Here is a 12,544-nt window from a genome sequence, read left to right on the forward strand (position 1 = left end):
CGAACAGAGCGATAGTCGCAACCAAAAAGGCGCCAGTGGGTATCCACCCAGTCATGGATGCAAAACCGGCGTTCGATAAACGCTATTTCCACCCATAAAAAAGGAGCCGCACGGCTCCTTTTTTATACAACAGCCAGCTTTACTTGGCGTCGTCCTCAGTTTGTGTAGCGAAGGGGTAGTGATCCCACACCTTGGCATCATGGACAGAACGCACCAGTTTCACGTATTCGGCGTGGGTCCAGGCAAGGGGCGTTGCCGAATTGGTGCCATCACCGGGGCGATAGCCAAAGCGCGTGTCATCGCCCACGCCGTCCCATACCTGCTCAGGCAGCATGCCGCCGCCGTTGGCAAGACTCTCCATGCCGGCCACGTAGGTATCAATCAGGCGGCGTTTATCGGCATCACTGAGCGGCTTGCCTCCCAACGTGGCTTTGGCGAGCTCATAATGGCCCCGTTCACCGGTAAAGAAGGGCCAAACACGACCACGCTGATTGGCACTGTTGCTGCCATTCTCGGCATAGTTGGCGCCAGTGACCGTATCTTCGCCGTAGCCATCGTTACCGTAACGCCTGAAGCCCGGGAATGCCTGTCCCTGCGCCGTGGTGAAGTCATAGCGGATGCGCAGATTGTCCTCAAGGGTCTTGTCATCCACCAGGGCCAGGGTATTGAGAATGAGCGGGTTGTCAGCGCCGCGCACGCCATAACGCACCAGCTCAAGGAAGCCACCATCGAGGATCTGACGCTGATCCAGCCCGGGACGACCATTGTTGTCGGCGAGTTTTGCGTCGGTATCCGGCGTGCCCTCAGGGGAAATACGCAGAATATAGGGTTTATCCGACAGTAACCCTTTGTTTGTTACCGTACGAGCTTCAAGCTGCTCGCTGTAGTTTGTTGCTGCTGCGAGGTATTTCTGCGCCCCTTCGCTGTCGCCGGCATGCTCGGCAAGGGCTGCGGCGGCCTGCAAGCCTGTGATCACCGCCGCCATGGTGGACGGTGAAAATCCGGCCTGTTCCTCCCAGCGTTCCTGTTGGGTACTTGGGGGAGTGATGGTGCGCTGATTCCAGTCGAGTTTGATATCACCGCCGCTGACCAGAAAATCGGCCGCGCTTTTGAGCATATCCTGATACCACAGGCGCGCCTCATCATCGCTAAGCTCACCGGCTTGCCACAGCTTCCAGCCGAGCATGATGGGCATGGCGGTTTGGTCCAGCTGCACAGCTACCCATTCGATTTGCCCATCCACATGGGTCTTTTGCAGGAACCAACCGGGGGCACCTTCGTAGCCTTTGAGTGCCGGGCCTGCCTGAATTTGTTTGAGGTATTCAAAAGCGACCTTGGGGGTTTGGGTATCGCCCAGCGCCAAAAATGCCATGGCGCACTGGTAGAAATCCCTTGGCCACACGGCCTTGTAGCCTGTGCTCGGGGTAACGGCAGGGATGGTATCGCCCCAGGGATTGGACAGGGACGCAATGAGCGCGCCTGCATGGGTTTTGTCTTCCTGCGCCTTGAGCACCATGGCACTTACGTTAAGGAGTCGGCCCTTATCAGCCGTGGCATCTCCCATGGTATTCAGTGCCGGCAATGACGCCAGATATTGGCGCCAACCGGGCGTGCTGTCGTTACCCCTGAAATCCTCTGCCAGCTTATCAAAGCCTGCAGTCAGGGACGCCCGGGCGTTGGCTGTCGCGGCATCAGCACCCTGGCCAAATCCCAGCACCATATCAAAGGTGAGGGTTTCGCCCCTGGCGAGTGTTTTCAGCTCCCCGGTGAGGGCCACGTTACCCACTTGAGGGGCCGCAGCATCGCTAAAGGTCTGGCTGTAGCCGGGCAGGGGAGCGCCCGCCATGATGGCCTCAACGCCACTGGATACCCCTTCAAAACCCACTTGTCGGCGCACGAAATCCGTGCTGATTTCCAGGCTTAAGGCGCTGGAGTCCTGTGCCTTGTCGGTGATCACAAAACCTTTGTCAGACAGATTTGCCAGATCATCTGCGCCGCCATTGTCGATGTGCGGATCGGCATACAGGAAGGGGGTAATGCCATCTTCAAGGGCCTCAATGGTGACCCGCATGATAAGAGAATCCCGATGGGGATCTGTGACTATCTTTTTCTCGATTCGGTATTTTTGCTCTTTATCGGTACTGGTGAGCTGGAGCGCGAGCGACTCAGGACGTCCTTTATCGTCGGTGTGCAAATAGTCCTGCCGGTGGTTGGCATCTTTTGCTTCGAAATCGACAAAATCCTTGCCCTTGATGATAAAGGACAGCTCACGCAGCTGGGCGTTGTGGATAAGACCATACATGGTTTCGGTCAGCACCCCGTTGGCGACCGAATACCACACCCGGCTTACCGGATTTTGTGCCGTGCCCGCGTAGGCACCGTCCACATAGGGCTCATAACTGGTCCCAATACCGGTCTTGCCCGCAAATGCCCATAGTGGGGTATTGCCGGGGGCGCCCGGTGCAACCTTCACGGCTGCCTTGGCATCTATGGGTTCCTGGGGGGCGGGCGCCTTTTCACAGGCTGAAACACCGAGCGCTGCCGCAATGGCAAGGCTCAGGGCACGAAGCGAAGAAGAATTGGTCACTGGCACGAAAACGTCTCCCTGAAATTTAGACCTGGTCGGCTGCATTGCTGCGCCCGGGTTCCTGCTCTCTGGCAGGGACAAAAAGCACAAATACGGCAGCCAGCACCATGGCGCTGCCACCGAGGATCAGTGCATAAATGGGTTCATTGCCAAACAGGCTCTTGAGGATAAAACCGAGCACTGTGGCGGCCACCAGCTGGGGGATCACAATGAAAAAGTTAAAGATGCCCATGTATACGCCGAGCTTGTGCCCCGGCAGGCTGGTGGAGAGCATGGCATAGGGCACAGACAGGATTGAGGCCCAGGCAAAGCCGACACCTATCATGGGCAGCCATAAAAGGGCAGGATCGGCAATCAGGTAAAAGCTCATCAGCCCAAGGCCGCCAAGACACAGGTTCATCATGTGAGCGCCCTTAAGGCCCAGCAGCATACACTGAAGGGGGATCACCATGGCTGCGAGGGCCGCGAAGCCGTTGTAAGAGGCAAAGAGCACACCTACCCAGTCGGCGCCGTCGTTATAAGCCTTTGAGAGCACATCGCTGCTGTGATAGTGAAATGAGGTGACTGCTGCCGTGGTGTAGATCCACATGGCAAACAGGGCGAACCAGGAGAAGAATTGTACCAGTGCCAGACGTTTCATTGCGTGGGGCATGTGGAAGAGGTCATCCACCACTTCAAATACCATCCCAAGCTTCCCGCTGCGCTTGCCCGCCGTGTTCAAGCGCTCGGCGCAGTACCATTGCAGTGGGCCAAAGGCGAACACGCCAAGCCCAAGCAGGTACAGCTGTTTATCGAGGTTAGCCATAAAGGTGGCGGCTGTGATGACAAGGCCCAGAGTGCTCCACAGGAGGGCACCCTTGCGGTAAGCCTCGGGAGTACGACCATGTTGGCGCTCAAAACCGGTCTGCTCGTGTCCTTTAAAACGGCTGAGTTCTTCCGGGCTGTATTCGCGGCTGCTGATAACGGTCCAGCCGACGGCGGCGAGCAGTACAACGCCGCCAAGATAAAAGGAGTAACGCACAGTGTCGGCAATCTCACCTTCCGGCGCGATATTCGACACACCGGCAAAGTTTGACAGCAGATAAGGAAGCGCAGAGGCCACCACGGCGCCTATACCGATAAAGAAGCTCTGCATGGCAAAGCCCTTTGCCCGCTGCGACTCAGGCAACTTATCGCCCACGAAGGCGCGAAATGGTTCCATGGCGATGTTGATTGAGGCATCCATTATCCACAGCATGCCGGCAGCCACCCACAGATAGGGCGAGTGGGGCATGATAAACAGCGCAAGCGTGGTGAGCACTGCACCGATGAGAAAATACGGGCGACGACGGCCAAAGCGGTTCCAGGTGTTGTCGGACAGATAACCCACGATGGGCTGCACCAAGAGGCCGGTGAGGGGGCCAGCTATCCACAGGATGGGGATATCATCGATGCTGGCACCCAGTGTCTGGAAAATACGGCTGACGTTGGCGTTTTGCAGTGCAAAGCCAAACTGGATCCCGAGGAAGCCGAAACACATGTTGAAAATTTGCCAGAATGACAGTGGCGGTTTGTCTCTGAGCGGGGATGTGTGGGAAGTCATAGGTGTCCTGTTGTGGGTGCTTTTACCGGAGTGAACTCACGGCAGCCCTTTTATTATCGGATACAAAAAATCAGCGGCGAGAGCCTCCCTCAGACGCTCGCCGCCCAAGACCTGTTCCCACTTCGTGGAAGCGAAGCCGGGCGAGGTACTCCAAAGCCGGAAGGTCCATTCTTCCGTAACGACCCAGCCCCCGAAGGGGCTCATAATCAGCGCATTCATCCTAAACGGCGTACAGGATAAGTGACAACTACTTACATACGTATTCATCCCCATGGAATAACCTGCGTGCAACATGCCCTTACGACTGTAAGTAATTGTTAATGGCTGAAATTGTTACAATTTCTGTTTTCCCGCTTGTGCTGTAATCTTTGGGTGTTAAGCTGCTGTTAGCTTTGACTGGAGGAGCCTGAATTGTACATTCCCGCCGCGATGAGCCTCAACGATGCCGAGGCCGTCAGTTTGATTGATAACTATCCGTTTGCCTTACTTATTTCCAACCAGCAAGGCCTGGTGGCAAGTCATTTGCCACTGCTGTTTGACAGTGACAGGCGACGGCTCATTGGGCATATGGCCAAGGCCAACGGTCAATGGCGTGCCCTGGATGGCCAATCTGTGTTGGTGGTGTTTTCCGGTCCTCATGCCTATATCAGCCCCCGCTGGTATGAGGGCTCACCCAATGTGCCTACCTGGAACTACACCGCAGCCCATGTGTATGGCACCTTTAAGTTGCTTAACCCCACAGAGGATGGTTTGAGTGTTGAAGCCGTGCTTAAACAAACCATCGCCAGATTTGAATCCGATCTGTGGCAGGATGAGGCTGTGATGCCCACAGACTATGTCGGCAAACTGAGTCAGGCCATCGTCGCCTTCGAGATAGTGGTAGAACGTATCGAGGCCAAGGCCAAACTGGGTCAGCAGCGAAAGATTGGCGATCAACAGGGGGTATCGGCGGCGCTCAAGGCCTCCGGACGGCTCGATGACAAGGCCTTGTACCGTGAAATGCAGCGGATGGGACTGGGGCTTGGTATCGAGTCTGACGCAGCTCCTGACCAGTAAACTCAGAGCTCAGCATTCATATCAACTAAACCTTGGATGGCTGGCCAAATTTGATTAAGTCCGGGCCCGGGAGCTGTCAGTTCCCGGGCCCGAATGTTTGTGAGGCATCATCGCCTCAGCGGCATCAGATTGCCCCGTTATTGGACAAGACTGACTCGCACGCCCCAGGGGGCAAGTTGCTTATTCTGATCTGCTGGAATACTGAGTACCGGCTTAAGGGTTTTCCCGTTGAGCGCAACATCGGCAGCGGCTTTGTCGGAAAAGTTTGCGCTGATGAGATATTGGCCCCGACGAAAAGCGAACACGGGGCCACTGGATGGCAGTATCTCAAGCGTTCCAGCGGACTTGATGGTGCCTGCAAGCTTCAACATTGCGCTGTAGGCTCGTCTGAGTTCGAGTTCACTGGGCAAACTGGCTGAGCCCAATGTGACATCCGGTCTCGGGTGTTGTCCTTTCTTGGCAGCCGAACGCTTTTCTTCATTGCTTGGCCGCTTCAGGTAACGGGCCATGGCCGGGGCGGCTACATAGTCGAATATGCTGGTGCGGCTGGGTTTACCAAAACCGCCGGTTTCGCTGCCATCTTCACCGAGACTCTGGCCGAAATACAGCAGGAATGGCCCTTCGGTGGCATAGAGGGATACCGCCAGTGATGGCAAGGCGCGCTCGGCACTACCCAAAAACTCGGGGCTGGCGATACGCTGTTCGTCGTGGTTTTCCAAAAAATGCAGCATATGGGGGGCGATGTCGCGGATTTCGGTTAAACGTTTTCCCAGTTGGGCGACATCCACTGTATCTGGATTGGCTATGCCGTGCTGGCTGACGGCCTTGAGACTGTCGTAGAGCCCGACCTTGTCGTACAGCAAATCCAGTTTGCCAAGACCGATAAAATCACGATAGCGGCCAGGCTCGTAAACCTCGGCAATCAGCAGGGCTTCAGGATTGATGGCCTTGATGTCGCTGGCCAGAAAGCTCCAAAAGGCGACGGGCACCATCTCGGCCATATCAAAACGAAAGCCATCAACGCCCAGACTTAACCAAAAACGACTGATGTCCCGCAGTTTGTACCAGGTATCGGGCAGGTTTTTCTGCGTGGCCCAAAAGGACTGATGCTGCTCGATAGGAGCAAAGGCAAGCGTTGCAGGTACCTCGGGGAAATCATGTTTGCCATCGGGTGTGACCCCGTAGTTGAGCTTCACGGTTTCATACCAGTCAGAGGCATCGGGTTTGGGGCTGGTGGCACCATTGCCGGTCCATTTAGCCGGGGATTCGTGAAAGTGCCCATCCTGTAGCGCCTTTACCTGATTGAGGCTCGCGGCGGGGGGGCGGTTTGTCTCGTCGGGGACCTCAAAGTCGGCGCCGGGTACATAATAAAAATTGTTGTTTCTGGCGTAGGCCAGGCGGGTGTCGTCGCCGGCGCCCAGGCTCTGTACGCCCTCCGGTGCAGATATGGATTGGTAATGACGTGCCACATGGTTGGGCACTATGTCGATAATGACCTTAAGCCCGGCCTTGTGGGTGCGCGTGATTAAGTCTTTGAACTCTTCCAGGCGGTTTTCGGGGGCGAGTGCCAAGTCGGGATTCACATTGTAATAATCGCGGATGGCGTAGGGGGAGCCCGCAAGCCCCTTGACCACATCGGCGTCATCACGGCTTATGCCGTAGGCGCTGTAGTCGGTGACAGAGGCATGATGCAAGACGCCCGTGTACCACACATGGGTTACGCCCATGTTTTGAAGGTCGGCCAGTACCACCTCATCGATATCGGCAAATTTACCGCTGCCATTTTCTTCAATGCTGCCCCAGGGGGTGTTGGTGAGGTTTTGATTGCCAAAGACCCGGGGCAAGAGCTGATACACCAGCGCAGATGGCGACGCCTCAGCAGCCTGATTACCTTGTGTACTCAGCAGAGGCGCTTTCGCTGACGCAACAAGGGCTGCTGACTCATTTGAGCCGGCATACGCACTGCCAAAGCCCAGCGGGATGGAAAGGCTGGCGACTGCCAGCAGGGGAAAACGGCTAAAAGACATAAATGCCATGGGGATTAAAACTCCAGCAGGGTAACGGGGGAAGACAGATTGAGTGTGGCAGGTAATGAAAAACGCCGGTTATCAAGCACACTCTTTACGTCCGTGTTCAGGGGAAGGTAATCGGTAAAACGCCCCATCTCCAGGCTCACAGGCTCTTTGTTTTTATTGTAAATAATCAGCAGGCTTTTGGCCCCCGGCACATCATCAGGCGCCAGGCGCAGCTGCACGTAAAGGCCCGGTTGTTGTTCGAATTGCGGCACAAAGTGGACCAGTTTACCCCGGTGCACCGCATCACTGGTTTTCCGGAAATGCAGCAGGGCACGGATAAATTCAAAGGCCGCTTTTGATTCGCCCGCCATGGCATCTATGTCGGATTTACCGAATGCGGCCTTGCCAAAGCCCGGCATGTCCGCCCGCACGGCGCCGTCGTTGCGACCCTCAACAGGGCTTTGCATGGCAAACTCTGTGCCGTAAAACAGCTGGGGCACCCGGTTTGACAAGATCACATAGGCAAGCGCCAGCTTGAACTTGTGCATATCGCGCCCAAGCAGGCTGTAGAGGCGATTGGTATCGTGGTTGCCTTCAAACAGCACCAGATTTTGGGCATTGGGATACAGCAGGTCGTTGGCAAGGGCCTCGTATAGACGGATAAAGCCTGTGCCCCAGCTCTCTTCTTCATTCACGGTCTGCAGCAGTACGTCATAGAGGGGAAAGTCCATAAGTCCCGGCAGAGAGGTTTGATAGCCATCGGGGTTTTGTTTACCGCTTTGCCAGTAAGACACTACCGCAGGATTGCCGCTCCATTCTTCCCCCACCATGTTGAAATGGGGGTATTCCGTCATGATGGCGGCGGAAAATGCCTTGAGAAAATCCTTATCCGAGTAAGACCAGGTGTCGATTCTCAGGCCCGACAGCCCGGCGTATTCAATCCACCAGAGGTTATTTTGAATCAGGTAAGTGGCGAGGTGGGGATTACGTTGATTGAGGTCTGGCATGCTGTCCACAAACCAGCCGTCGGTAAAGGCCGCGGCATCTTTGGGCGCGGCATAAGGGTCCTGAACCGCCGTGCGCCTGTGGCTGGTGTGCTGTGACTTGGGATTGACCCAGTCGTTAAAGGGTAAATCCTGCATCCAGGGGTGCCCGGACCCCATATGGTTGAGTACCACGTCCATGATGACCCCAAGGCCTTTATCACCGGCATTGCTCACCAGCGCCTGATATTGGCTGTTGCTGCCGAAGCGGGCATCGATTTGATAGAAATCGGTAATGGCATAGCCATGATAGGAATAAGCCGGCTGGCGATTTTCCAGCAGCGGGTTTATCCAAAGCTGGGTGATGCCAAGGTCGTTAAGATAGTCGAGCCTGCGCTCTATGCCCGCCAGATCGCCCCCGTGGCGGGCGTTGTCACGGCTGTTGCCAGGCTCGCTGTAGACCGGGTTATTGGGCTTGTCGTCAAAACCGGGCAGGTCATCGTTTGCCGTATCGCCATTGGCAAAGCGGTCGGGGGTGATGAGGTACATCACGTCCCTGTTGCTGTAACCCTGACGCTCGCTGCTGCCGGGTTGCCTTTCTCTAAGCTCGTAAGGGATTCTCAGCTCCGTTGCCGGATTGAGGGCGCTTTTGGGGAGGCTGAGCACCAGGGTGAGGGTGCCGGCACTGGCGGTAGAGAGGTCGAGCCTCACGAACAGGTAATTGGGGCTGTCTCCGGGGATGGTTTCAATTAGTTTTGCGCCAAGGTCATTTTCCAGGCGCAGGCTGCCGCGGGCTATGTCCTTGCCGGTGAGCATCAATTCAAGATGCGGATTCTGCATCCCAATCCACCAGTTCAGGGGCTCTATTTTCACAGAGTTCGGTGTTACCGAATGGCGGGACTGTTGCACCTGACTGAGGCTGATGGGATTGAGTGTATTGCTGTTTAATGCGTTTTCGTGCCCCTGCATGGGCACCGAGAGGGCGGCAAAGGATGTGGCCGCACTTAAGCCGAAAAACACCGTCAGGCACAGGCGCCGGCGGACGCTCGTGTGTATGGCAGCGCACTGCGCGCTTAATGTGAGTTGCCCCATTGCAACCTCCTGTTGACTGGAAAACAAATAAAAAAGACCTGCCCTGGGGCAGGTCTTTTCAGGGTGCCGCTTTCAATGAAGCTGCTTACATTGAGTAGCTCAGACCCAGGAAGTACTGGCGACCGAAGGACTGGATGGTCCCTGTCTGATACTCCTCACCGAAGTAGGTCTTGTTGGGTTCGTCTGTCAGGTTATTGATCTGGAAGAGGAACTTAAGACCGTTATCCAGCGCGTAAGACGCCTGATAGTCGAAGATGGTTTCGGCATCGAAGAAGGCCAGTTGGGTTTCAACGGCAACCTGCTCAGACACATAACCACTGCGATAACGCATGCTCAAACGGGTATCGAAACCATCCAGGGTGTAGAACAGGGTGGTGTTAACCACGTGCTCAGACAAACCAGGCAGCGGAATATCCAGAGAAGAGCCGCTCAGGTCGGTGGTGAACTGCACTTCACTGTCGGAGTAAGAGTAGCTGCCGGTGAAGCCCAGGCCACTCAATGGATCGGGCAGGAAGTCAAACACCTGGGTGTAGGCCAGCTCAACGCCGCGGATGTAGCCACCCTTGTCGTTGTTGATGGCGGTTTGGTATTGGCCTTCGTCTTTCACTACCGGGAACTCAACACCGTTGTCGATAATGGTATCGGGCACCAGGAAACCGGCTTCTTCGAAATCGAATGGCTGGATGGTGAAGTTGTTAATGAAAGACTTGATGTCTTTGTAGAACAGGGCTACGACCACGGCGCCTTCGCTGTCTTCGAAGTAGTGCTCGTAGGACAGGTCGAACTGATCGGCGTAGAAAGGATCCAGCAGTGGGCTGGTGTTGCCCCATGCGTTGTACTTCTTGTAGCCGGGAGTGGAGGCATCGTCATACCAGCTGCCCATGCCTGACTTCAGCTTGTCGATAGGTGGACGCGCCATGACGGAGGCGGCAGCAAAACGCAGCTGATCGTTATCGGTCAGGTGGAAGTTCAGGTTCAGCGAGGGCAGGTAATCGGTGTAAGTCTTACCCACTTCGTTGCGGATATAGTCTGTGCTCACCACGCCTTTTTCGTCGGTGATGGCTTCACCCAGACCAAAGCCAACCTGCTGCAGACCGGTACTGGACTGATCGGTATGCACTACGCGAAGACCCAGGTTACCTGTGACTTTCACGTCGGCAAGATCAAACTCCAGGTTGGCCTGCACATAACCCGCCAACACATCTTCGTTAACCGCACCGCTTTGGATCATGGTCCAGTTATTGGACCAGTTGGCGGTAGGGGCGAAAGGATCCTGACCTGTAGCAGCGAGCTGCGCATTAACCAGATCAACGGCCTTGTCGAAGTCGATAGCAAGGAAGCTTGGGTAACCGGCGAGTTCGCCGCCAAAGTTCACCACGCTGGTCATGTCTTCGGTCAGACGCAGTACCGGTTGGTTTGCCGGATTGTTGCCAAACTCGAAACCGTAACCTGCCTGAGAGCGCTGGGCGTTGAATTCACGCTCAGAGTAACGCACACCAAACTCGACAGAAGAGACAAAAGCGGTATCCAGCTGATAGTTGAAGTCCAGCTTGTACGCAATCAGATCGTTTTGCTGGTTGTAGGGCCACATGCCCACTTCTTTCAGACCCAGAGTGCTCAGATCTGTGTAGTCATTGGTGACCGAGATGGAGGCGGGGTTCAGGTCGTTCAGCTGATAGCTGATGGACTCGGCAGCGCGGATTTGGTTGTCGATATCCTGATACAGCACAGCGCGGGAGCCGCCGTTCACAAACTCGCCATCGGCTTTGGAGTAGCTGATGTCGGCTGAGACGGTCAGGGCATCGCCATTGTTCCACTCTATGTTGAAAGAGCCTGAGGTCAGCTCTGAATACTTAGAGTCGTTATCGTTCACCACAAACAGGGCGAAGTTGTCGGTGCCGTTTGTGCTGACGGTGCCGCCAATCATGGAGCCATTTTTAATGTTGGCGTTGGTGATGGTGCCGTTTTGCAGTGATTTCACCCGGAAACCACGGGCAAAGTTTTCAGAATCAAACTGTGAGTGGAACAAGTCACCCTTGAAAGACCAGTTATCATTGGGGCGCCAATGAATGGCAGCCATGTAACCGTCACGGGTGTCTTCGCCACCTTTTTGCTGCATTTCAAAGCCTTCGCTGATGGACTCGACCACACCATCACCGTTGACATCTTTCTTGGCATCGTTGAAACGCAGGCCGATAAACTGGCTGGCAACAAAGGGCTGATACAGGTGCGCGTAACCCAGCGCAACACCCAGGGTTTCTTCGAGGAACTTGCCCTGATAAGAGAAGCTCAAGCGATTGCCGTATTCATTGGCATCGGCGACTTCATCGGCGCGATCGTTAAAGGCACCGCGGGCATTAAAGGTAAAGTTTTGCTCTTTTGCAGCGCGCAGTGGGTCAGCGGTTTTCAGCTCAACGGTACCGGCCACGCCACCTTCAATCAAAGATGCCTTGGGTGACTTGTAGACCGCAGCCTGGCTGATGAGCTCGGAAGGATACTGGTCAAATTCGATGGCACGCTTGCTGCCTGTGGTGACCTGCTCGCGGCCATTCAAGGTGGCAAACACAAAGTCGCCATCCAAGCCACGGATGTTCAGGCCGCTGGCCTGGCCGCCGGTACGCACGGCAGTGATGCCGGGCAAGCGGGTGAGAGCGTCGGCGATGGATTGGTCGGGCAGGGCGCCCAAATCGTCTGCAGAGATGGATTCAGAGACTGTGTCGCCAAAACGTTTTTCGTTGAGCGACTTGATCACGCTGGTGCGAAAACCCTTAACGGTGATCACTTCGATATTGGCAGCTTCTTCTTTGTTAACATCTTTTTCTTCAGAAGGTTCAGCCGCCTGTACCTGCATACTGAAACCGGCAGCGAGCAGCGCCACGGTTAACAGGTTTGGTTTAAATTGCATCATTCATCTTTCCCCTTTGGTCGCGGCCCATGTCGTGCCAGCGAGCTTGCTTGGATGTTGGGACAACAGTCATTGCTTATTAATGTTATTGGGCATTCATGCACTTAAATTACTGCATAAGGCTGCTTTTATGACCAACATGTTGCACAACGGTGACGATACTACTCCCGCCCTTTCTGCCTACTCAACCGAGTGCATACGTATTCAAAGCCCTGTCAGGGGCGAAAGCAGGCTCACCCAAGGGAGAAGGTGCGAGTATTGCTGGTAAGTTTTTGATGCTTAAGTATATGAAAGATTGAAAATATGTGCGTAAAACCGTCGCCG

6 protein-coding genes are annotated in these 12,544 nt (G+C 55.2%); 1 reads left to right on the forward strand and 5 read right to left on the reverse strand.

The genetic code is table 11. The features are described from left to right. Window positions 1-139: 139 nt before the first annotated feature. Entirely contained in the window at window positions 140-2,632 is a 2,493-nt protein-coding gene (locus JQC75_RS08270; protein WP_420832827.1) for a glycoside hydrolase family 15 protein, read from the reverse strand. Beyond that, window positions 2,613-4,169, reverse strand: coding sequence for an MFS transporter (locus tag JQC75_RS08275; protein WP_203326918.1), 1,557 nt, complete (start codon window positions 4,167-4,169; stop codon window positions 2,613-2,615). The genes JQC75_RS08270 and JQC75_RS08275 overlap by 20 nt, the downstream gene beginning before the upstream one ends. Window positions 4,170-4,580: 411 nt before the next feature. On the opposite strand from JQC75_RS08275, the gene JQC75_RS08280 reads away from it, so the two are divergent. Beyond that, window positions 4,581-5,225, forward strand: a complete 645-nt coding sequence (locus JQC75_RS08280; protein WP_239002113.1) for an FMN-binding negative transcriptional regulator — start codon at window positions 4,581-4,583, stop codon at window positions 5,223-5,225. A gap of 137 nt (window positions 5,226-5,362) precedes the next feature. Here the strand turns inward: JQC75_RS08280 and JQC75_RS08285 are convergent, their stop codons facing one another. The 3 genes from JQC75_RS08285 to JQC75_RS08295 all read right to left on the reverse strand — a co-directional run bounded on the left by JQC75_RS08285 (window position 5,363) and on the right by JQC75_RS08295 (window position 12,223). After that, window positions 5,363-7,261 (reverse strand): alpha-amylase family protein, encoded by a 1,899-nt coding sequence (locus JQC75_RS08285; RefSeq protein ID WP_203326919.1) that lies wholly within the window; start codon window positions 7,259-7,261, stop codon window positions 5,363-5,365. Window positions 7,262-7,266: 5 nt separating this feature from the next. Continuing rightward, complete coding sequence (locus tag JQC75_RS08290) at window positions 7,267-9,315, reverse strand: glycoside hydrolase family 13 protein (RefSeq protein WP_203326920.1); 2,049 nt, start codon at window positions 9,313-9,315, stop codon at window positions 7,267-7,269. A gap of 85 nt (window positions 9,316-9,400) precedes the next feature. Continuing rightward, window positions 9,401-12,223, reverse strand: coding sequence for a TonB-dependent receptor (locus tag JQC75_RS08295; protein ID WP_203326921.1), 2,823 nt, complete (start codon window positions 12,221-12,223; stop codon window positions 9,401-9,403). Window positions 12,224-12,544: the final 321 nt, after the last annotated feature.

Source organism: Shewanella litorisediminis, from assembly GCF_016834455.1.
Lineage (GTDB): Bacteria > Pseudomonadota > Gammaproteobacteria > Enterobacterales > Shewanellaceae > Shewanella > Shewanella litorisediminis.

Excerpts from the sequence above, each read along its gene's own strand:
- JQC75_RS08270 (WP_420832827.1), bottom strand. The coding sequence starts at position 2,632 with ATGCAGCCGACCAGGTCTAAATTTCAGGGAGACGTTTTCGTGCCAGTG.
- JQC75_RS08275 (WP_203326918.1), bottom strand. The coding sequence starts at position 4,169 with ATGACTTCCCACACATCCCCGCTCAGAGACAAACCGCCACTGTCATTC.
- JQC75_RS08285 (WP_203326919.1), bottom strand. The coding sequence starts at position 7,261 with ATGGCATTTATGTCTTTTAGCCGTTTTCCCCTGCTGGCAGTCGCCAGC.
- JQC75_RS08290 (WP_203326920.1), bottom strand. The coding sequence starts at position 9,315 with ATGGGGCAACTCACATTAAGCGCGCAGTGCGCTGCCATACACACGAGC.
- JQC75_RS08295 (WP_203326921.1), bottom strand. The coding sequence starts at position 12,223 with ATGATGCAATTTAAACCAAACCTGTTAACCGTGGCGCTGCTCGCTGCC.